The 22,528-nt window shown below is 54.4% G+C and carries 18 protein-coding genes; 9 read left to right on the forward strand and 9 right to left on the reverse strand.

What is annotated here, in order from left to right:
• Positions 1 to 50: 50 nt before the first annotated feature.
• From KO508_RS00655 to KO508_RS00675, 5 genes are all read right to left on the reverse strand, one after another.
• Positions 51 to 797, reverse strand: coding sequence for a DUF484 family protein (locus KO508_RS00655; protein WP_216006431.1), 747 nt, complete (start codon positions 795 to 797; stop codon positions 51 to 53).
• Between the two features lie 19 nt (positions 798 to 816).
• On the reverse strand, positions 817 to 1,752 hold the full coding sequence (gene dapF, locus KO508_RS00660; RefSeq protein ID WP_216006432.1) for a diaminopimelate epimerase: 936 nt from the start codon (positions 1,750 to 1,752) through the stop codon (positions 817 to 819).
• On the reverse strand, positions 1,749 to 2,999 hold the full coding sequence (gene lysA / locus KO508_RS00665; protein WP_216006433.1) for a diaminopimelate decarboxylase: 1,251 nt from the start codon (positions 2,997 to 2,999) through the stop codon (positions 1,749 to 1,751). Before lysA ends, dapF begins: the two co-directional genes overlap by 4 nt.
• Positions 3,000 to 3,039: 40 nt before the next feature.
• Entirely contained in the window at positions 3,040 to 3,219 is a 180-nt protein-coding gene (lptM, locus tag KO508_RS00670) for an LPS translocon maturation chaperone LptM (RefSeq protein ID WP_216006434.1), read from the reverse strand.
• Between the two features lie 96 nt (positions 3,220 to 3,315).
• On the reverse strand, positions 3,316 to 6,180 hold the full coding sequence (locus tag KO508_RS00675; protein WP_216006435.1) for a class I adenylate cyclase: 2,865 nt from the start codon (positions 6,178 to 6,180) through the stop codon (positions 3,316 to 3,318).
• Between the two features lie 118 nt (positions 6,181 to 6,298).
• On the opposite strand from KO508_RS00675, the gene KO508_RS19000 reads away from it, so the two are divergent.
• Complete coding sequence (locus tag KO508_RS19000) at positions 6,299 to 8,776, forward strand: EAL domain-containing protein (RefSeq protein ID WP_216006436.1); 2,478 nt, start codon at positions 6,299 to 6,301, stop codon at positions 8,774 to 8,776.
• A 50-nt stretch (positions 8,777 to 8,826) separates the two neighbouring features.
• Here the strand turns inward: KO508_RS19000 and argH are convergent, their stop codons facing one another.
• A complete protein-coding gene (gene argH / locus KO508_RS00685) occupies positions 8,827 to 10,230 on the reverse strand; it encodes an argininosuccinate lyase (protein WP_216006437.1) in 1,404 nt (467 codons plus the stop codon).
• 125 nt (positions 10,231 to 10,355) lie between these two features.
• On the opposite strand from argH, the gene KO508_RS00690 reads away from it, so the two are divergent.
• The 6 genes from KO508_RS00690 (at position 10,356) to KO508_RS00715 (ending at position 16,298) form a co-directional block, all read left to right on the forward strand.
• On the forward strand, positions 10,356 to 11,372 hold the full coding sequence (locus KO508_RS00690; RefSeq protein WP_216007272.1) for a sensor histidine kinase: 1,017 nt from the start codon (positions 10,356 to 10,358) through the stop codon (positions 11,370 to 11,372).
• The gene (locus tag KO508_RS00695; protein WP_216006438.1) at positions 11,369 to 12,136 is read left to right on the forward strand and encodes a LytR/AlgR family response regulator transcription factor; all 768 of its coding nucleotides are present in this window, start codon (positions 11,369 to 11,371) and stop codon (positions 12,134 to 12,136) included. Before KO508_RS00690 ends, KO508_RS00695 begins: the two co-directional genes overlap by 4 nt.
• 71 nt (positions 12,137 to 12,207) lie before the next feature.
• Positions 12,208 to 13,149, forward strand: a complete 942-nt coding sequence (gene hemC / locus KO508_RS00700; RefSeq protein ID WP_216006439.1) for a hydroxymethylbilane synthase — start codon at positions 12,208 to 12,210, stop codon at positions 13,147 to 13,149.
• Positions 13,130 to 13,942 (forward strand): uroporphyrinogen-III synthase, encoded by an 813-nt coding sequence (locus tag KO508_RS00705; RefSeq protein ID WP_216006440.1) that lies wholly within the window; start codon positions 13,130 to 13,132, stop codon positions 13,940 to 13,942. Before hemC ends, KO508_RS00705 begins: the two co-directional genes overlap by 20 nt.
• A gap of 8 nt (positions 13,943 to 13,950) precedes the next feature.
• Positions 13,951 to 15,060: a uroporphyrinogen-III C-methyltransferase gene (locus tag KO508_RS00710; protein ID WP_216006441.1), complete on the forward strand. Its 1,110-nt coding sequence runs from the start codon at positions 13,951 to 13,953 to the stop codon at positions 15,058 to 15,060.
• The gene (locus tag KO508_RS00715; RefSeq protein ID WP_216006442.1) at positions 15,057 to 16,298 is read left to right on the forward strand and encodes a heme biosynthesis HemY N-terminal domain-containing protein; all 1,242 of its coding nucleotides are present in this window, start codon (positions 15,057 to 15,059) and stop codon (positions 16,296 to 16,298) included. Before KO508_RS00710 ends, KO508_RS00715 begins: the two co-directional genes overlap by 4 nt.
• A gap of 40 nt (positions 16,299 to 16,338) precedes the next feature.
• Here the strand turns inward: KO508_RS00715 and KO508_RS00720 are convergent, their stop codons facing one another.
• The 3 genes from KO508_RS00720 to rho form a co-directional block, all read right to left on the reverse strand.
• Entirely contained in the window at positions 16,339 to 17,343 is a 1,005-nt protein-coding gene (locus KO508_RS00720) for an FAD-binding oxidoreductase (protein ID WP_216006443.1), read from the reverse strand.
• A gap of 1 nt (position 17,344) precedes the next feature.
• A complete protein-coding gene (ubiD, locus tag KO508_RS00725; RefSeq protein ID WP_216006444.1) occupies positions 17,345 to 18,832 on the reverse strand; it encodes a 4-hydroxy-3-polyprenylbenzoate decarboxylase in 1,488 nt (495 codons plus the stop codon).
• 265 nt (positions 18,833 to 19,097) lie between these two features.
• Entirely contained in the window at positions 19,098 to 20,360 is a 1,263-nt protein-coding gene (gene rho, locus KO508_RS00730; RefSeq protein ID WP_216006445.1) for a transcription termination factor Rho, read from the reverse strand.
• Between the two features lie 362 nt (positions 20,361 to 20,722).
• On the opposite strand from rho, the gene moaB reads away from it, so the two are divergent.
• Positions 20,723 to 21,295 carry a molybdenum cofactor biosynthesis protein B gene (gene moaB / locus KO508_RS00735; RefSeq protein ID WP_216006446.1) on the forward strand — a complete coding sequence of 191 codons (573 nt, stop codon included), beginning with the start codon at positions 20,723 to 20,725 and terminating at the stop codon, positions 21,293 to 21,295.
• Between the two features lie 20 nt (positions 21,296 to 21,315).
• Positions 21,316 to 22,527, forward strand: a complete 1,212-nt coding sequence (locus tag KO508_RS00740; RefSeq protein ID WP_216006447.1) for a molybdopterin molybdotransferase MoeA — start codon at positions 21,316 to 21,318, stop codon at positions 22,525 to 22,527.
• The last annotated feature ends 1 nt before the right edge of the window (position 22,528 follow it).

Consider the following 22,528-nt stretch of genomic DNA (forward strand, 5'->3'; position numbering starts at 1 on the left):
ACCCGCTCAACTCATCAGGCACGAGAGCTGGGGCGGGCGAAGCGGTCACTCTAGCGGGACTCCGTCGCGAGATCGGTAACTGGAGCGGCCGTAGTATGGCGGCGCACCATGGGTGGCAGTAATCGGCTTAGGGTGTCACTGATGTAACTGAGAAACAGTGAACCCATGCTTTGATCAAAGTAACCAGGCTGGCAACTTCCGACCGCGAACACTCCTACTAGTTCGTCATGGCGCAAAGGAACCAAGGCAACAGAAGCAATGGGCTCGTCCCGATCCGGGAACAGGAACTCCCGCTCGTTCTCACGGAACTGGCCACAGACTGCGCGACTGCCTTCCAAAAGATTACCGAGGCGCTCTTGTGCATCCGCAGGGCTTACAACATGCAGAGCGCCCTGAGAGTTTCCGAGCACATCCCCATCGGCAAATAAAATGACCGAAGCCGCATCTAACCCGAAGTCGCCGCGGATGCTGTCATCAATAGCGGATGCCATATCCATTAGATTGCGGGCTTCAATCACTTGCATCAACAACCGCTTGCTCTTTTCAAACAGGCGGTCGTTGTGGCGAGCAATGGACACCAGCTCTACAAGTTCATGGCGGAGCGTGTCCCGCTGTTCGCGAAACAGGTGCACCTGCCGCTCAACCAAGGAGATCGCCCGGCCACTGTCGTGGGGCAATGTTAGGCTGCGCAAAAGCTCATCCTGATCGACAAAAAAATCAGGGTTATGCTTTAAGTACTCAGCCACGGCCTCGCGGGTGAGCTCTCCGGCCTTCTGGTGGGCCGTTTGGTCTGTCATTGTGCACTCCTGGCTGTCGTCAGATCCGTTGTTTGTTTGGGCGGCTGGGCTTTCGGCGCCGGCTACCACTTGAATCACCAGGCAGTCTCAACTGCCCTTCAAATACACTCGTAGCAGGCCCTTCCATCATAACAGGCGCCCCCTCACCCTGCCATTCGATGACTAGCCGCCCACCAGGCAGTTCAACCTCCACGCGGTCATCTAGCAGGCCCCGTAAACGACCCGCCACCACTGCTGCGCAAGCTCCGCTTCCACAGGCAAGGGTTTCGCCCGAACCACGCTCATAGACCCTCAGGCGCACATGGTTGCGACTGACTATCTGCAAAAAGCCAATATTGGCTCGCGAGGGAAACCTTGGGTGATATTCCAAACGCGAGCCAAGCTCTGACACTGGCGCAGAGTCCACATCCTCAACCACAATGACCGCATGGGGGTTACCCATAGAGACAGCACTGAGTTCAACGGGCTCCGTACCCACGTCTACGGTGTAAACGTCTTTGCGGCGCTCAGCAGCAAACGGAATCGCCGCCGGATTCAGCTCCGGCACGCCCATATTGACCATCACCATGCTATCTTTAACCGCACGTAACTCAATCACGCCATTGGCCGTTTGCACACGGATGATCTTTTTATTCGTCAGACGCTGGTCGCGCACGAACTTGGCGAAGCATCGGGCGCCATTGCCACACTGCTCAACTTCCGAGCCATCGGCGTTGAAGATGCGGTAACGAAAGTCCACATCCGGCAGCCCGGGCGGCTCTACAACCAAAAGCTGGTCAAAACCGACACCAAAATTCCGGTCTGCCAGTTCCCTAATCATTTCCGGGCGCAGCCTAAACGGTTGACTGATGGCGTCGATTACCATGAAGTCATTGCCCAGCCCGTGCATCTTGCTGAACCTTAACAGCGGGCCCTGGTTGCGGCGCTGCTGGCCCGTTTCCTGTCCGCCGCTCATTCTGGCAGGCAGTTTTCAGGTGCAAGCTGGTCCTGAATGGTTTCACGACGGCGAACTACGTGTACCTGATCACCATCCACCATCAGCTCAGGCGGGCGGTTTCGGGTATTGTAGTTAGAGCTCATCACAAAGCCATAGGCACCGGCAGAGCGCACAGCCAGAAGGTCCCCGGCATTGAGCCTGAGGGGGCGGTCTTTACCAAGAAAATCCCCGGTTTCACACACAGGGCCAACCAAATCCCAGACCTTTTCTTCCGCATCCAGATGGGGTTGTACTGGAACAATGGCCTGCCAGGCGCTGTAGAGAGCCGGGCGAATCAGGTCATTCATAGCGGCATCAATAATCGCAAAATTGCGGTGCTCAGTGCACTTCAGGAATTCCACGCGGGTAATCAGGATACCGGCGTTCGCCGCAATGGACCGCCCCGGTTCAAGAACCAACTCCAACTTACGGTCACCAATGCGCTCATGCAAAGCGCGGACATAGTCAGAGGGTTTGGGCGGCTGCTCATCGTGGTAGGTAACGCCCAGACCACCGCCCATATCAAGGTGCCGAATATGGATGCCACTTCTTGCCAATTCATCGACCAGAGCCAAGACCCTGTCGAGGGCATCCATAAACGGAGAGACAGAGATAAGCTGCGAGCCTATGTGGCAATCCACGCCTTGGATATCCAGATTCGGCAGGGTTGCGGCACGAGCGTAGACTGCTGGCGCCTCTGTGATATCAATACCGAACTTGTTTTCTTTCAGGCCCGTAGAGATGTATGGGTGCGTTCCGGCATCGACATCCGGATTCACACGAAGCGAGACGGGGGCTTTAACACCCAACTCGCCAGCCACCGCATTGAGCCTGTCCAGTTCGGTATCAGACTCCACGTTGAAGCAACGAACACCAACCTCTAGGGCCCTGCGCATTTCCCATTCCTGCTTTCCGACACCGGAAAACACAACCTTGCTTGCATCGCCGCCTGCACGCAGAACCCGCTCCAGCTCACCGGCAGACACAATGTCAAAACCTGCGCCCAAGCGCGCAAGTACATTCAGCACGGCCAGATTACTATTGGCTTTAACGGCATAACAAACAAGGAGCTTGCGCCCCTTCAGGACATCGTCATAGGCTTTGTAATGCTGTTCAATAGCCGCTCGGGAATATACATAAGCTGGCGTACCAAAGCGCTCGGCAATGGAGGAGACAGATACATCTTCGGCGTAAAGCTCGCCGTCACGGTAGTTGAAATGATCCATTTGATTCCTGATTCGTGTCTCGGTGCTGGTATCGGCAGAACTATTGCTCGTCTGGCTTGCGGTCGCCCGAGCGCTCGGTTTGCACTTCGGCGCTGACGGGTTTACCGGCGACAGATCCGGATACATCCGGATTCTCACGGTATAGCGGCCCTTTTTGGCCGCAGCCACCCAGCGCAGTTGCCACAACCAGTATCACGATCGGCATGTTCACTGCCCGCATGCTTGGCACCTTTCAGTTTATAGTAAGAATTCATATCGAGAGTTGATAATAACGAAAGTATACCTGACCCTCGCCCTGCACCGCGAGAACGACAGGCTATTGAAGCGTGTCCAATTCACGGTTTAAGGCTTCCTCCAGAAAAGCGCGGTAATAGAGGTATTGACTGGTCTGTATGTCCCGCTGATATACCCTTGGATCCAAATCGTGAGGCAAGTGCACGTCCGTAAGGTAGATTGGATAGCGGTCACCGCTCTGGCGCAGCGAATGGATGTAGTGGGCAACTGCCGGAACTAGCTGGTCGCCGTATTGCAGCACCGTAAACTCCTGCTCTGCACAGTACAGGTCAAAGCGAACACGGCTATTACCCTCCTGAATGCCGACGGCTTGCACTTCAAAACCCGGCAGCCGACCCTCGGTATCCGGTTGCGGCCGAAACTCCGGCCGCCAAAGCCCATCACTTACAACCAGCTCGTAGCAGCGCACTCCAGCCAAAGCGACGGGCACATCGCTGGTGCGCAGCATGCGTCGCTCAATCAGGTTCTCCAAAAAGCGCAGCAAGGGTGTCATAAGATGGCGGCGACTAGCGATCCGCTGACTCCAACTGAACAATGAGCCGCGCTCATCAATCACCCAAATCTGAACCTGCCCACTGCGAATAACATAAAAAACCTGAATGCTGACTGGCTCGCTGGCTTGGCAGACCGCCCGCAGAGCCGGTTGATCCAGCAGCGCATGGCGATCAAACACAATGGGTAGATAGATATCCCGTGGCTGGGCGAGGCAGTCCATCAGTGCGGACAAGCTTTCAAGCACCACAAATCCGGGCTCCGAGCCACTGAATTCCAGCAAAAAGTACCGGCGATCCATTTCAATAACATAACGCAAGGGATGCGGCCCGGTACCGCCCGCAAAAAACTGGCGCAACACATCGGCAAACAGTTCGCGCACTCTACGTGCAATCGCGCCACCATGCCCTCGGTTATGGCTATGCACGCTCATGTCGGGAATGTTGTGGGGCGCCAATGCCACTGAGGCGAGCACATTCTTCAAACACTGTATTAAAGTGTCACCGGAAGCATAGTGCTGAAGACTAACCTCGTGCCAACTATTGAGCGTAATGTGATCGATAGTAACAACCAGATTCTCCCGCCCACCACTAAATCCCAGAGAATCATGCCGGGCACTCAATTTGTGCAACCCTAACTCTGTAAGATGAGCCTGCGGATCAACGCCCACGTTGATCAGTAGAAGGTTACGCAGCGGACGAACGCCTCGGGCCAGAGCTTCGCGCTCTGCTGGCGGCACAGGAAAAGGCACAAAGCTTGCGAGCGCATCCAGCATTTCACGCAATTCACTGACAGAGACAATGCCCCGCAAAGCACGGACATTGAGGCGGGTTGAGCGTGTCAGCAAACCATTGAAATAGCACCAAGCCACCAGCTCAGAAAGGTTACCGGAACGCCTTATTGCCGCCTGCCAGAAGGCATCCTGAGGGTCTTCCAGATCACGATACAGCAGCCACCCGGATCCTCCCTCGCCCTGATCCGATCGATAGTGGAAAGCAAGATTTTCTTCTGCCAACGATGGTGCCAATCCAGGGTTAACCTGCTCAATCTTCCCTGCTTTTCGCTGAAAAGCGGCGTAGAGCTTTCGACCAAGAAGGTTGAGATCATTAGCGCTAATCGCGGACTGCTCGCCATCATCGCGGGCCATTTTCGAAAGCAGCCGATAGCTGTGTGTCAGTTCCGACACCATCGCCCGGCGCAGGGATGCAACTTCTTCCGCCCGCCAGCGCTGTCGATTATCCAGCACTTCAATCTGCTTTTTCTGCCAGCCCCAACGGCTTATCAGGTTCTGTAGCAACCCGACTCTCCAAACTTCTGCCCCCTGCTCACCCTCTATGCGAGTGAGCGGTAGCCCCGCTTTGATGTACAAACTGCGACGGACCAAATCCAGCCGGGCATGCGCTCCCGTCTCAGTTAACCAATGTTCAAGTCGGTGGTACAGCATCACGTAGGGGTCCAACACATCCACATCGGTGATACCGTTGAACACTGCCTGCTTGAAAGCACGAGACAACACCGGCAGCTCTTGCGTTTGGGCATAGCATTCAATCAACAACAATTTCAGAATCGACTTCCAGGGCGCATCAATTCCCTTGTAGAGCTGCCACACCCCCGCACCGAGAAACTCAGTGGTGGGTATAAACGGCACAGCACCAAAATCGATGTATTCGTCGCCCCGAATAAAACGATAATCCACCAGTCGGTTTACACACTGCCGATAGTGCTGCTCCTGCTCTGAGGGGACCAACCACCAAAGAGGGTAACACCCTGCTAAATGTATGCTAGTGCGGTAAAACTCATCCAATAAGAGGTAGTGCTGGGCACTACCGCAGCTCTCGCCGCTTATCTTTGCACGCTGCCGCCCTTCGCGCCAATCGACGGCAGAAAAGACAAACACATGCAGCTCGATACCAAAAGACGACGCCCACTCCGTCAGTTTCTGTGCCTTGCGCTCGAGACGACAAATACCCGGTTCCGGGAGGTCATCGCGATGGCACAACCAAACATCCAGATCACTGGCGACAGAATGGCCCAGAGTGCCGGGGCTACCCATCAAGAACAACGCCTGCAAATCGGGCCGACGTTTGCCTTCGTCTCGAAGGCTGAACGTCCGCGCCAAACGCCGCGCTGCGCCAAGAGTGGCGACATCCGGCTGATAATGGCTCAGGCCATAGGGGCAATTCACATCCAGATAACCGGGCAAGGCCGGGTGGTTTGTATGAAACACCAGAGGCAGAATTTCGAGCACCACCTGCTGCCTGTATGTAAGCGATAAGTGGGCTCGCTGCCAACGCCGGCGGTTAACCATGAGGAACCTGTCCCGCAGACGACGCAGGGTTTTGCGGTCAATACCCTCATCGAAATCTAGGGCTATGGGTGCGGCATGGGCAGTCAAGGCAGCTCCGGGAGAGAGGTTCTTTCCGGTTTATTTATTAGTATGATGAACTCATCGTTGCAAAACCATCAGAAAAACAAAAGCGAAGTACGCTTAAGAGAATCCGAGGCCCTGCCCAGTGAAAGAGTTTGTCATACAGCGTTATCGTGCAGACACATCCACCGGTTCCGATCGTCAAACCCTATTTCGTGTCGACGACGAAGGTAAGGTGCTATTCGCTGACAACAATGCTGAGGCAGTACTGGGATACAACGCCAGCGAGCTACAGGGCGTTGCAGCTCATATGATATTAGCATCCAGAGAGGATGACCCTTTCGCGCCAGTGAACCGTCACCGCTTAGAGAGCGGGCAAACCGTGATGGTCACTTTTCGCCACAAAGAAGGTTTTTTCTACACGGCTAGCCTCTCATTGCGTGTCAGTATGCGCGATTCAGACGAAGCAGCCAGCGCCCGTATTACCCAAGAGGCAAGCTCTGCCATAGACCCCCGCCTGCTTCGTTACGCCGAGAGCGCAGCAGGCTTCGGTATCTGGGAGCTGGATATCGCCAGCAACCGAATTATTTGGACAGAGGGTTTGTACCAGTTACTTGAACTAAAGCCGGGCACAGGCATTACGCCAGAGCAGGCCCTGTTTTATTGTCCAAATGGTCAGGACCGCGTTCGGGCTCTATTCCGGCGATGCGCCCATACCGGCGCGCCCTTCACTATTGAATTAAACCTGATTACCGCTAAAGAAAAAAAGATCCGTGCCACCCTGAACGGCCGCGCGCTCAATGTTGGCGGTAAAGTACGAAAAATGGGTGGAACCCTGATTGACCGCACAGGCGAAATGCAACGGGACCAAGCCCGTATCAGAACTGAAAAAATCCTAAGTGCCACCACCGCAGCAAGCCCCGGGTTGATAGCAGCGGTGGATAAAAATCTGAATCTGCTGCACTTCAACACCCCCTATGCCCGTCTATTTGCCAGCATATACGGCGTTACACCCAGAGTTGGCGACAACCTGAGCCAGTTGTTGGAAAAGCACCTCAATGAACGGCATTTGGCGGAACGACTTTGGCGCAGGGCTTTCGAACAAGACAGCTTCGTTGTCGACATGCCCATCACCCAACAAAGCGGTGAGTGGCCGGTATACGAATTCCATTACCAGCGCTTGACGGATCATCCAGCGGGATCCCGTAATGCTGGCAAGGATGCTACCAAGGGCGAAACCGCGGGCGCAGTCGTTGTGGCCAGTAACATCAGCAACCGCGCCAGCAACTCCGGTGATAGCGAGTACCGTTACCGACACGACCCGGTAACCGGGCTAACAAACCGGAGGGAGTTTATCGCCCGCCTCCAGCGCAGCCTGGAGCAGAAAGAGGACAAAGCCAGCGACACAAGTCTTTTATATTTGAATCTGGATGCGTTCGGGCATTTCAACAGCACTGCTGGCAACGGTGCTTGCGACCGCTACCTTAGGGAACTGGCTGGCACCCTCGGTGTTCGCAGCCGTCCACAAGACACCGTATCGCGGCTTTCTGGCGACACCTTCGCGTTACTCATTGAAAACTATACAGAGTCTGGCGCCCGTAAACTCGCAGACGACATTCTAAACGTCATCCAGAGTTTTGTTTTCGAGTGGCAAGGCCATCAATTGCAAACCACCGCCAGCGGCGGCTTGCTCATTATAGGCAAAAACACACCTGCCGACCCCGAACAACTTCTGGGGCAAGCGGCAGACCTATGCCACGATGCGAAGACATCCGGGCGCAACCGGATTCACACCGCCCACGCGTCTCGTCTTTCAGACAGCAACGACAGCAATGAATACGTCGACCAGATACGCAATGCTCTGGACCAGCAATCGCTGGTTCTTGAATTTCAGTCTCTCAGGCCGGTTGCCAGTGTTACTTGGGGCGACCACATAGAAATTCTCTGCCGCATCCCTGGCTATCACAAGCAGGACCAACGGCTGCAGCCGGATCAGTTTCTTCCGGCAGCGGAGCGGTTTGATCTAGCGAAGCGGCTGGACAGACAAGTGATTCTACAAACACTCAGTTGGCTGGACGACCACCGTCTGCTGGAACCCAGGCTCAAATACTGCGGATTCAACCTGTCTCTTGCCAGCGTTCTGGATGACACGTTTGCGGATTTCGTAGAGTCTGTGGTCAGGGTTACCAACTACCCAGCTGAAAGTTTCTGCTTTGAAATCCGCGAAGCCCACGCCACCCAGTACCCTGATGAGGTGGCCGTTCTCTGCGACGACCTACACAGGATTGGTTGTCGTATCGCTCTGGACGGTGCGGGCGCCTCGGTGGAAAGCTTCAGCCTTGCAGCAAGGCTGCCGGTAGACGTTATTAAACTCGATCGTAGCCTAATGCTCAGGCTTGGAGACGATCCCGTTCAACAGATAATGGTGGAAGCTCTGCAGCGGATCGCTCAAGAGGCGGGGAAAATAACGGTGGCTACTTATATAGAAAACGACGAGATTCTCCAGAAGGTCCGCACTCTAGGCATTCACTACGGTCAGGGCTTCAGAATTAGCTCGCCAAAACCTCTTGCCGAGCTAAGGCCCGTGGCTGTAGACCTTTCCACTGGGCGAATTGGCGGCTAACCCTGTGCTTATTGGCCTATAAGCACAGGGTTAGGTTCATGAAGTCTGCCTTACAGCTTACGCGCGCGTGCAACAGCGTCCCGTACCTGATTCGGAGCAGTACCGCCCAGATGGTCACGGGCCTGAACTGAACCTTCCAGCGTCAGCACATCAAACACATCTTCTCCTATAGTGTCGGAGAAACGTTTCAGCTCTTCCAGTGTCATATCAGAAAGGTCCCGCGCTTCAGCCACGCCGAAAGCCACTGCCTTGCCGACAACTTCGTGGGCGTCGCGAAAGGGCATGCCCTTCTTGACCAGATAATCCGCCAAATCCGTCGCCGTAGAGAAGCCGCGTTTAGCCGCTACGCGCATGTTTTCAGCCTTGGCGCGAATGGCCGGAACCATGTCGGCGTAGGCCTTTAAGCAACCCTTAACGGTATCTACGGTATCGAACAAAGGCTCCTTGTCCTCCTGGTTGTCCTTGTTGTAGGCCAGTGGCTGGCTTTTCATCAGGGTAAGCAGGCTGATCAGATGGCCGTTCACCCGGCCCGTTTTACCACGAACCAGCTCCGGAACATCCGGGTTCTTCTTCTGGGGCATAATGGAAGACCCGGTGCAAAAGCGATCGGGCAAATCAATGAAATCAAACTGAGCAGATGCCCACAGCACCAGTTCTTCGCTGAAGCGCGAAAGATGAGTCATCAGCAGGGCCGCAAAGCCGCAAAATTCAATGGCAAAATCCCGATCGCTGACGGAATCAAGAGAATTTTCCGTGGGTCGATCAAAGCCAAGCAGTCGAGCGGTCATGGCCCGATCGATGGGGTAAGTGGTGCCCGCCAAAGCCGCCGCCCCCAGAGGCATAACGTTCACCCGTTTGCGGCAATCTTGCAAACGCTCAGCATCACGCACAAGCATTTCATACCAAGCCAGCAGGTGGTGCCCGAAGGTTACCGGCTGAGCTGTCTGAAGGTGGGTAAAGCCGGGCATGATGGTATCGGCTTCACGCTCCGCCAGATCCAGCAGCCCCGTTTGCAAACGGCGAAGCTCCTCCGCAATCACATCGATTTCATCTCGCAGGTACAGGCGAATGTCCGTAGCTACCTGATCGTTCCGACTTCGCCCGGTGTGTAACTTTTTACCGGTGATGCCAATACGCTTGGTTAGTTGGGCCTCTATATTCATGTGCACGTCTTCAAGGCTTACCGACCACTCAAAGCGCCCTGCTTCAATGTCTTCTTTCACCCCGCTTAAGCCATCAATAATACTGTCACGCTCCTCCACGGTGAGCACGCCAACTTCAGCGAGCATAGTCGCGTGTGCAATAGAGCCAGTGATATCATGGTGGTACAGGCGCTGATCAAACCCTACAGATGCGGTAAAGCGCTCCACAAATGCGTCTGTAGGTTCACTGAAGCGTCCGCCCCAAGGTTTTTCAGAGCTTGTGGCCTGATCAGGTTTTTTCTGGTCCGTCATGGTCTATATTTCCTGCTGACAGCCCGGCATTATCTGGCGGGAACTGGGTAGATTAAACGTTGCGGGAGTATAACATTCTGATTGGGAGAAAAGAGACTCCACTGAGCAAATCCAAATCCGTCGTGATGCGGGATTTTTTCGTGCCGGATCTGTGCCGGGTTCGTTCTGTGTTCATGCTACTCATCACCAGCGAACTAATGGTGCTGGTACTGGCCATTGTTCAGGCGAACGACGGCTGGATTGACTGGAACTATTTCGCGCTCCTGTCATTATTTGTGCAGTGGACAACCCTTACCAGCGCCGCGCTGATCTGCCTTTTGCGCTCGCGCCTAGCCAAGCTATCTGTAGCCCGGGCCACCCTTGCCATTGCACTTATAGTGCTGTTGGATGTGCTGGCATTCAGTCTTTTCGCCGACAGCGTGTTACATCCGCAACCGGGTATCATCGGCTGGCAAGCTATTGCCAAGAAGCTACTTCTGGCGCTACTTATTGTTCTAATGGTACTTCGTTATTTCTATTTGCAACACCAGTGGCAACAGCAGCGAGAAGCAGAAATGCAAGCGCACCTAACAGCACTGCAAGCGCGTATACAACCGCACTTTCTATTCAACAGCATGAACACAATCGCCAGCCTTATCGCCACAGACCCCGAGTTGGCAGAAGACGCTGTTTTGGATTTATCTGAACTCTTTCGGGCCAGCTTACGCACCGGCGACCAGCTTATCCCACTAGCAAAGGAGCTAGACCTCTGCAAACGCTATCTCGCCATTGAGTCTCTGCGCCTTGGCCCACGCCTGAAACTGGAATGGCATATCGCCGACGGCTTGGAGCGTCAGGCCATTCCTCCGCTTACTCTTCAACCACTAGTTGAGAATGCGGTTTATCACGGCATACAGCCACGGCCGGAGGGCGGCACCGTGCGCATCGAAGTAGAAGAGCGCGGTAGCTTTGTGTATTTGTTGGTACAAAACCCCAAACCCAAAGAAGATTGCGACCAGCACAAGGGCAACCGCATGGCCTTGAGTAACATTCAAGCACGATTGCATGCACTATTTGGAGAGGCTTCCGTTTTGAAACACAGCCATCAGGGAGAGGTTTACACGGTAACCTTAAGGCTGCCAAAAACCATAAAGCATTCATGACTAAACAGAAGATACTCATCGCCGATGATGAGCCTTTGGCCCGGCAACGTCTCAGGCGCTTGGTCGAGGGCATGCCGGACTATCAGGTATGCGGTGAAGCTGGTGATGGTGAAGCGACACTTGCGAACGTTGCCGAGCTGCACCCAGACATTCTATTGCTGGATATAAGAATGCCCGGCATGGACGGGATGGAGGCCGCCGCAAATCTAAGCCAACTTAACAATCCACCAGCTATTATTTTCTGCACCGCCTACGACAACTACGCCATTCAAGCGTTCGATGTGCAAGCCGTGGCCTACCTGCTCAAACCTGTGCGCAAGGACGCACTTGCTGAGGCGCTGGGCCGCGCCGGTCGGGTCAATCGCGTACAAATACAAACGCTTTCCGCCAGCATTGCGGGAAATAACACGGATCGTGAAACAACCGAAGATGAGCAACTGGCCGTTCGCACACACAGGGGGACTGAGCTGATTGATATAGCCGGGATCCGCTATTGTCAGGCCGATCAAAAATACGTGACCATTCATCATTCCCGTGGTGGAACTGTTTCCGATTACACCTTAAAAGAACTGGAAAGCGCTTACCCTAACCAACTGCTTAGGATTCACCGTAACACGCTGGTGGGTGTGCGTTTCATACAGGCCTTGCGCCGAACACCGGATGGCCACAACCTCTTGCAGCTAAGAGATGGTCTGGGCGAACTACCAGTAAGCCGCCGACACTCCAGCAACGTTCGCCAATGGCTTCAGGGTCTGCAAGGCTAGGGTCCCACGGGACTTTTTCGGCGCCACAGGGTAACCTTGGCGGACATTTTTCAGAATCGACAGTGAGCATCATGTCTAAACGAACCCTTCGTGTCGCAACCCGCAGCAGTGCCTTGGCGCTGTGGCAGGCAGAATTTATTAAGGCCGAATTGGAACGGCTCCACGACAACGTGGTTGTTGAGCTGATAAAGATCAAAACTCAGGGCGATAAGATCCTTGATGTACCACTCGCCAAGATCGGCGGCAAAGGCCTGTTTGTAAAAGAGCTGGAAGAGGCCATGCTTGATGGCCGCGCTGACCTCGCCGTGCATTCGATGAAGGATGTGCCCATGGCCTTTCCCGAGGGTCTGGGTCTGGTTGCAATCTGTGAACGGGACGACCCGACCGACGCCTTCGTTAGCAACCAATACGCTAACGTTGACGCCCTTCCCCAAGGTGCAATAGTTGGCACCGCCAGCCTGCGCCGGGAATCTCAGCTCCGGGCTTACAGACCCGATCTGGAAATTCGAGTGCTACGGGGCAATGTTAACACCCGTCTGGCAAAGTTGGACGCCGGCGATTACGACGCCATTGTACTAGCCAGCTCTGGCTTAAAGCGTCTGGGCTTTCATGAGCGGATTCGTTACTCCATGCCAGACACCGTATCTCTACCCGCCGTAGGTCAAGGTGCCCTTGGTATCGAATGTCGGCTCAATGATGACGAGCTTCGCGCGATGCTTGAGCCGCTGAACCATGCGGACACAGCCGATCGGGTTAAAGCTGAAAGAGCTCTTAACCGTCGCCTTGAAGGTGGCTGCCAAGTGCCTATCGCTGCCTATGCGTTGCTGGAAGACGACAACACACTGTGGCTACGTGGATTGGTTGGCGCCGTTGACGGCACTCAAATACTCCGAGTTGAAGGCCGAGCACCCCGTGCTGAAGGCGAGCGCTTGGGCCGTGAACTGGCAGAAGACCTTTTAGCATTGGGCGCAGACAAAGTGCTGGCTGAAATTTATGGTCACACTCCCCACTGAGTCCTACAAACTGGCTGGCCGACGCGTTTTGATATGTCGGCCAGAGCCGGAAGCATCTCGATTGGCTCGGCAGTTCCAAGCTGCGGGTGCTGAAGCGCACGTGTTTCCGCTGGTTGAGCGAGAACCCCTACCGGAAACTCCGGAACGGCGCAGCACTATCCTTAGCCTTGATGAATTTTCCCACGTCATTGCTGTTAGCCCATACGCAGCCCGCCTTCTGCTAGACGAACTCGATATCTGGTGGCCTCAACTACCTGTTGGGCTATATTGGTATGGCGTAGGAGCTGGCACAGCCAAAGCTCTTGCAGAGTATGGATTGAATCCCCGCAAACCAGACGAAGGCTGGACCAGCGAAGCCTTGCTCAAATTGCCCTCTTTGGCGCATTTTGAAGGAGAGCGTGTTCTGGTTGCCAGAGGAGAGGAAGGCCGGGAGCTAACCCGGAAAACGCTTGAGGCGCGCGGTGCACGTGTCACTGTGATGCCGCTTTATCGCCGATTCTGTCCAAACTACACCTCCGCACAGATCCACAATGCACTGAAAACGTTTGCACCGGACGCCATTATTGCGCTCTCCGGAGAAACCCTGAACAATCTCATCGCACTATGTTCGAATTGCAGCCATAATCTATACGATAGCCCCGTTATTGTACCCGCCCGGCGTATTGCCGATCAGGCCCGTGCAGCGGGATTCAATGCTCCGTGTATACCAGAAAGCCTTGCCGACAACGACATTGTGGCCGCCGTAGCAGAACAGTTGACCGGCCGCGACGGTGACACCGGAAGAGCTAAGTAAGGACGCCCGTGACTGAAACAACAAAACAATTACCCGCACCGATTGCCAAAGAACAACCCACACGGCAGAAAGTCTGGCCAATCTGGGTTATCGCCATCATTGCACTGATCAGTGTTGTCGTACTGGCGTTGTGGAACTGGCAACAATGGAACGGAAACCAAACGACAATGCAGGCACTGAAAAGCCTACAACAGGATACCGCGCAACTCGAAAGCCTGTATGGCGACAGGGGTGGCCAGCAGAGCCAACGCTTGCAAGCTCTGGAAGATAAGCTGGCGTCCCAGCGCGAGCTGATTGCTACCCAACAGCGGCAAATCGATCACAATGCCCGCGAGTTGCTTGAAGCTGGAAACCGCACTCGCACCGACTGGTTGTTGGCAGAGGCGGAATACCTGCTACGCATTGCAAACCAGCGCTTAATGATAGAGAAAGACATTCGTGGAGCTTTGTCGGCCCTTGAAGCCGCAGACGACGTACTGACTGAATCGGACGACATCGGCGTCTACCCTGTACGCCAGCAGCTCGCGCGCGAAATCCTATCCCTGAAAGGCATTAGTAACGTCGACAGAACTGGGCTTTACCTTACTCTTGAAGCCGCCATCGACAGCGTACACCAGCTTACCGATCAGGCTCTTATTAGCGAACAGGCGCCCGGGTTTGTCGGCAATTCACAGCCCGGAGCAGAGCCCGAAGAAGGCGGTGAGCCGGGCATGCTGATAAAAGGCTGGAGAAAGTTCAAGTCTACCTTGATGCAGGTCGTTGTCGTTCGCCGCCTTGATGAGTCGGTAAAACCGCTTCTGTCGCCGGACCAAAGCGCCTATGCTCGCCTAAACCTGCAACTGATGCTCGAAGAAGCCGAAATGGCAGTGCTCAGGGGCAACCAACCATTGTATGAAAGGGCCCTCGTCAAAGCGCAAGCTGCGGTTGAAGACTGGTACGATGCAAGCAACCCACGGGTAAGCGCCCTCACTAAAACCCTCGGTGAACTGAGCGCCCGCAACGTAGCCCCAGACTTGCCTGACATCAGTAAATCTCTGGATCTGCTCAAAGAGCGGCTTGCAGGCCGTCTCAGCAATAGCAACGGCAACAGCGAAGCAAATGGAGGCCGTGATTCATGATCCGCCTGCTTCTGATCGTTCTGTTCGCCCTGCTTATCGGCACCGCGCTCTCCCTCGGTTTGCAGTATGATCTGGGGTACATTCGCATCAGCCTCGGCAATTATCTGGTAGAAACCAATTTCTGGGTGGGGCTTGCCCTCATTGTCGTTGTGGTTGCACTCATTGTGCTCACGATCAACATGCTCCGCCGCATGCGAGAAGGCACCGGATTGGTGGCCAACTGGCTATCCCGCAGCAAGGAGCGTCGCGCCCGCCGCCGAACCACTAAGGGCTTGCTGGCATTGGCGGAAGGTAATTGGCCAAGAGCCCGCAAAATGCTTACCTCGGCAGCTGGCCACGCAGACACACCTCTTATCAATTACTTGGCAGCAGCTCAGGCAGCTTTTGAGTGCAGCGACCACGAGGCTGTCGATGAACTATTGCGAAAAGCGTACGAGAGCACGCCCGGGTCGGATATGGCCGTGGGTATTACTCAGGCTCAGTTGCAGCTTTCCGGCAACCGCCTGGAACAGGCTTTGGCAACGCTCGTGCGCTTGCGCAAGCAATCACCGCATCACCCTTTTGTACTCAAACTTCTGAAAAATACTTATCTTCGCCTAGAAGACTGGCGCGAGCTTTCAAAGCTCTTGCCAGAATTGCGTAAACGCAGTGTGATGCCAGAATCCGAACTCATTGAGCTGGAGCGCTTGGTATGGCACAACCTGCTGGAGAAAGCCGCTGAGGACTGTCGGCGTCAGCAAAAGGACGATGCTAACGCATCTTTAGAACCGCTCACCAGCCTTTGGGACGAGCTGCCGAGCTTTTTGCGTAAAGATGAGAAGACCATCGGTGACTATGCGCACCAACTGGCCAGTCTTGGCGATGAAGCCCAGACCGAAACGTTGCTACGCAAGGTTTTACAAAGCCATTGGAGCGATGAATTGGTTAATCTGTATGGCCGCATAGAGGGCCGCAAACCGGATGAGCAGCTTCTTACCGCAGAGCAGTGGCTTAAAGACCGCCCAAATAATGCAGAGCTACTGTTGGCGTTAGGCCGCCTTAGCCTCAGAAATGAGCTGTGGGGCAAAGCCCGGGAGTACTTCGAAACAAGTTTGAAGTTACGTCGAAGCCGGGAAGCTCTAGCAGAGCTAAGCCGTTTAAGTGCTCACATGGGCGAAGAAGAGCTAAGCATCAAACTTATGATGCAGGGACTAGCAACCGACAATGGGCTTCCGAAACTGCCCATGCCCAGAGCCTAACCCAATACGGCGCTTTCTCTTTAAAGTCGGCAACAGCACCTCAATTACGAGGTGCATACTCCAACACATCAGAAAAGAATGCCTCGGGTGGTAGGCCTGCCTCCACCAAGGCATCCATCAGCGTGTATACCATGGTTGGCGACCCACTAGCGTGCACATCAACGTTACTCAAGTCCATGCCGGAGGCTAGCACAACCCGCACGAGTTGATCGTGGTGACCACTCCATTCACTGTCATCATCGTCACCAACAACCGGCTGAAAACTGAATTCCGGCCAGTCTTCCTCCCACTGCCGAGCCATAGACCTGAGATACATGTCCTCATGGCGGCGCACGCCCCAATACAGGCTCACCGGCTGGGAAAAAGATGTACCTCGCAAATAATCCACCAAGCTTTTCATCTGAGCGAATCCGGTACCTGCAGCAACCAATAGCAATGGTTTATCCGGAGCGCAGTCCAAACATGCCTTGCCGTGGGGCAGCTCCAAATTGACTGTTTGGCCAGACCTTAGCGCATCAATTACCTTTTGTGCCGACACCCACTCGGGAGAAGCCTGAATATGCAGCTCCAAATTTTGCTCTGCAGGGCTACTGGCAATGGAGAAATAGCAAGGTTCAGCATCCGGAAGATTAACCGACAAATATTGACCAGCATGAAAAGACAACTCCCGCCGGCGTGGTAACTGAAGCTCTACCCGGTATACATCGTGATTGATAGAACTTACATCCACCACGTTTGCCTGAAACTTGCGGGGCTGGTTATTTCCTGCGGCCATAACGGCACTTATCTCCAGTTCAAGATGGTCGAGCGCTGCGGTTCTACACATCATCAGCCGAGCGCCGACCGGAATCATTTGTTGGTTTCGGGTGTTCAAAGCAGAGCCGCTGAGCAAACGCGCCTCACAGAGCTCGCATACGCCATTTTTGCAAGCGGATGGAACAGCTACGCCTGCATCTACTGCTGCGCTCAGTAAATCCTTATCAGCGGTCGTCACGTAGTGAATGCCGGACGGCACAAGGCCAACCTGCCACCGACTGCTATCCATATCAGTCGGGGCGATTAACCGGGGTTTCAATGCCCAGGCTACCCCAGAGTTCATCCACACGCTGTTTTACAGCGTCTGTCATAGCAATCGGCTCGCCCCACTCGCGGGTCGTTTCACCCGGCCATTTATTGGTGGCATCCATACCCATTTTGGAGCCAAGACCAGAAACAGGCGAGGCAAAGTCCAAATAATCAATGGGCGTATTTTCCACCAACAGAGTATCGCGGGCAGGATCCATACGGGTGGTAATAGCCCAGATTACATCTTCCCAATTGCGGGCATCCACATCGTCATCAGTCACAATGACAAACTTGGTGTACATAAACTGGCGCAGAAAAGACCATACACCCATCATCACGCGCTTAGCATGGCCGGGGTACTGCTTCTTCATGGTTACAACTGCCATGCGGTACGAGCAACCTTCCGGCGGGAGGTAAAAGTCCACGATTTCAGGGAATTGTTTCTGCAAGATGGGAATAAACACCTCGTTCAGCGCCACTCCGAGAATAGCGGGCTCATCCGGCGGCCTGCCGGTGTAGGTGCTGTGATAAATAGGGTCTTTGCGGTGGGTAATCCGCTCAACAGTGAACACTGGGAACTCGTCCACTTCGTTGTAATAACCTGTGTGATCTCCAAACGGGCCCTCCGGCGCATGATCGTCGGGGTAAATAAACCCCTCCAAAACAATCTCTGCACTGGCCGGAACCTGTAAATCGCTGAGTCCACATTTTACAAGCTCGGTGCGACTGCCCCGCAGCAAGCCTGCAAACGCATACTCGGAGAGCGAATCGGGCACAGGCGTTACGGCCCCAAGAATCGTGGCAGGGTCGGCGCCGAGGGCGACTGCAACGGGGTAGGGTTTGTCTGGATTGTGTTTCTGAAACTCCTGAAAATCCAACGCGCCACCGCGGTGGCTCAACCAGCGCATGATCAGCCGGTTGCGGCCAATCACCTGCTGCCGATAAATCCCGAGATTCTGTCGTTCTTTGTGGGGACCGCGGGTAATCACCAAAGGCCAGGTCACCAACGGCCCGGCGTCTCCCGGCCAGCAGTGCTGTACGGGGATCTGGTACAGATCAACATTATCTTTATTAATCACCACATCCTGACAGGGCGCAGACCTGAGCTCTTTTGGACTCATGCGCATAACTTGCCTAAGCAATGGCAACTTCTCGATAGCGTCTTTGAAGCCTTTAGGGGGATCCGGCTCCTTGAGGTAAGCCAACAGCTTGCCGATATCCCGAAGCGCGGTTACGTTTTCCTGCCCCATGCCCAAGGCGACTCTTCTGGTGGTGCCAAACAGGTTGGCAAGCACGGGCATGTCGTAGCCTTTCGGGTTTTCAAACAACAACGCAGGCCCACCTGCCCGCAGCGTGCGGTCACAGATTTCGGTCATTTCCAGATGGGGGTCTACTTCCACTGAGATGCGTTTCAGCTCGCCCAGCTTCTCCAACTGGTCAATAAAATCCCGCAGATCGTTGTATTTCATCGTTGGCTCCGTTTCCGGTTAGCTTCTTAATACGGAGTTCGCCGCCTTCCAGACTTCTTGCCCGGTGCCAGAACGCAATGAGGGCCTGCTTTCCCAGACACGCCGTAAACCCATCCTTGGAGGCTTGGTCTTGCCATCCTTGGCAAGACACAGTCTGGAAAAGCAGGCCCTCACCGCGTTCACAAAATCACCCGTTAACTCAAGGCAAAAACACCAAAGCTAAACCGTAATCCAACAAAAGCGCGCGCCCATAACTTGATCGGCATTACCGGCGCTTCATAGACTGGAAGAACTCATCGTTGGTCTTGGTGTCTTTGAGCTTGTCCAACAAGAACTCGATGGCCGCAGTATCGTCATCCATGGAGTGCAGCAGCTTACGCAGAATCCACACACGCTGAATATCCGCTTCCGTCATCAGCAAATCTTCACGACGCGTGCCCGAGCTGCGAATGTTGATGGCAGGATACACACGCTTCTCCGCAATTTTGCGATCAAGGTGGATTTCCATGTTACCTGTGCCCTTAAACTCTTCGTAGATCACTTCGTCCATTTTGGAACCCGTGCTCACCAAAGCCGTCGCAAGAATTGTTAGGCTGCCACCCTCTTCTACATTACGGGCTGCACCAAAGAAACGCTTGGGCTTTTCCAATGCGTGGGCATCCACACCACCTGTCAACACCTTGCCCGACGATGGGATAACTGTGTTGTAAGCACGAGCAAGACGAGTAATGGAATCCAGCAGGATAACCACATCTTTCTTATGCTCAACCAAACGCTTGGCCTTCTCGATGACCATTTCAGCAACCTGAACGTGACGCGCAGGCGGCTCATCAAAGGTGGAGGCTATCACTTCGCCGCGCACGGTGCGCTGCATTTCAGTGACCTCTTCCGGACGCTCATCAATCAACAGAACAATGATGTGGCATTCCGGATGATTACGAGTAATAGACTGCGCAATGCTCTGCATCAGCAGGGTTTTACCAGCCTTGGGTGGCGATACAATCAAACCACGCTGCCCCTTACCGATAGGTGCAACCAGATCCAACACACGGGAAGACAAGTCTTCCGTGCTGCCGTTGCCGGTTTCAAGCGCCATGCGCTCATCGGGGAACAGCGGGGTCAGGTTTTCAAACAGGATTTTGTTACGGGCGTTATCCGGCTTGTCGAAGTTAATCTCTGCGACTTTCAGCAAGGCAAAATAGCGTTCGCCGTCTTTCGGCGGGCGAATCTTGCCAGCAACCGTATCACCGGTACGTAGGTTAAACCGGCGGATCTGGCTGGGCGAAACGTAAATGTCGTCTGGCCCAGCCAAGTAGGAGGCGTCCGCGGAGCGGAGGAAGCCGAAACCATCCTGCAAAATCTCCAGTACGCCGTCGCCGTAAATGTCTTCGCCGCTTTTGGCATGCTTCTTCAGTATGGTGAAGATAACATCCTGTTTACGCGAACGTGCCAGGTTATCGAGGCCCATCTGTTGCGCGATGTCGAGCAATTCGGGCATGGAGTTCTGCTTGAGTTCAGTAAGATTCATAGGTTATTAGATTTTTCAGGAATGGAATTAAACGGAAGTTGGTATGACAGGGGTGCCCCTGAACAGATTATAAAATTCATTGTCAAAACAGATGCTGGCCAGATGAAGCAACCGGTGTGGATGTAATCCGGAAAATAACAGAAGCCAGTAGAGTGGGTACAATCGTTCGTAGGGCAGGAACGATAATCTGCTACCTTGCTGGGCAATGTCAAGTGCAGTAGCGAAATTAGAGTCAACTTTTCGGTTAAAACGCCTACAAGTGAGGCTTCAGGCCTCCCCCTGATGGGTTACTCCCTTCCATTCCCTATCTCTGACAAGGATACTGGTGCATAGAATTTTTCTGTGATTTTCGGAGCCCGCCCATGAGCAGTGAAAGCACCAGCGAACTCAAACCTCTCAATATCGCCATCCTTACGATTTCCGACACCCGAGGCCCGAACGAGGATTCCTCCGGTCAGTTTCTTGAAGACAGCGTGCTGGAAGCCGGACATACGCTGATTTCACGGCGCATTCTCCCGGATGACGTCTACTTAGTGCGCGCTGCTATGTCAGTCTGGATTGCAGATCCGGATGTCCATGCAGTGATCATTACAGGTGGCACTGGTTTCCACGAGCGCGACAGCACACCAGAAGCCGTTACACCTCTGCTGGACAAAACGATTGAAGGATTCGGTGAGGAGTTCCGCCGACAGTCAGCCACCGAGATCGGCACATCAACCATTCAATCCCGAGCCTTTGGCGGCCTTGCCAACCATACAGCCATTTTCTGCCTACCCGGCTCCACCGGAGCATGCCGTACGGGATGGAATGGCATTTTGAAGACACAGCTCGACAGCCGCCACGGCCCTTGCAATTTTTCAGCATTGGTAGGCCGCAAGCCAGAGCGCGCTATAGAACGCCTGCAGCAGGTTATTGGCACTCGCGCCGAACGTTAATTCTGAATACGGAGAAAGACATGGCAGCCAATCTGACACCGGTTGAAGAGGCTATTGCTCACCTCCTGAGCGGGGCCCCGGTGGTAACAGGAAGCGAGCGCTTGCCGCTCACTGAAACCCTGGGGCGCATACTGGCGCAAGATTATCGAGTGCCTGCAGATGTGCCACCTGCGGACAATAGCGCGGTGGATGGCTACGCCCTGCGCACTGAGGATTATTCGCCGGGTCAAACTCTGTCGGTATCAGACCGAATCCCTGCTGGCTCTGCTCCCGGCCCGTTAAAGCCCGGTACGGCTGCGCGCATTTTTACCGGCTCAGAGGTTCCCGAGGGCGCCGATACGGTGATTATGCAGGAGCGAGTGGATGTTATTGAAAATGGCATTCTGATCAACGCAGAAGTAAAGGCCGATCAAAATATCCGCAGGCGCGGTCAAGATCTTGCCGAGGGTAGTCTAGCGCTAGCACAAGGCACGAAAATTCGAGCGCAGGAAATGGGCCTTTTGGCATCTATGGGCATAGCCGACGTTACTGTGGTGAAAAAGCTCCGGGTTGCGATTCTATCCACGGGTGATGAGTTAGTTGACCCAGGTAATCCGTTGGGCCCGGGGCAGATCTATAATACCAATCGGTTCACTCTGCTTGGTCTTCTGGCTGAGGCTGGTTGTGAGGTGGTGCTGTGCGAAACCCTGCGGGACACTCGCTCTGTTACTCGCGAGACACTAGAGCGCGCGGCAGCAGTGTCAGACCTGATCATTACCAGCGGGGGCGTCTCTGTAGGTGAGGAAGATCACGTTCGCGCGGTGCTGGAAGAGTCCGGTGAGCTGACGCTTTGGCGTATGGCAATCAAGCCCGGCAAGCCTTTGGCGTTCGGCTCGATTAACGGCACGCCGGTGCTTGGTTTACCCGGTAACCCGGCGGCGGTTCTGGTTACGTTTTTGGTTGTGGGCATGCCTTACATACGTACTTGTCAGGGGCGCCTTGAAGTTCACCCTGTGGGACAGCAGGTTCCCGCCGCGCTTAATGTGACGTCTCCGTCTGTGCGCAGAGAGTTTTTGCGCGCCCGCACCGAGCTTATTGAGGGTAAGGTTCAGGTAACCGCTTACCCTAACCAAAGCTCGGGCGTTCTCAGTTCCGCCTGCTGGGCCGGAGGTTTGGCTGTGGTTCCGGAACACGAGATGGTTGCAGAGGGCGACTTGATAACCTATTACCCATTCACAGAGCTATTGAGTTGAT

It is taken from the genome of Marinobacter salexigens, assembly GCF_018860765.1.
Classification (GTDB): domain Bacteria; phylum Pseudomonadota; class Gammaproteobacteria; order Pseudomonadales; family Oleiphilaceae; genus Marinobacter; species Marinobacter salexigens_A.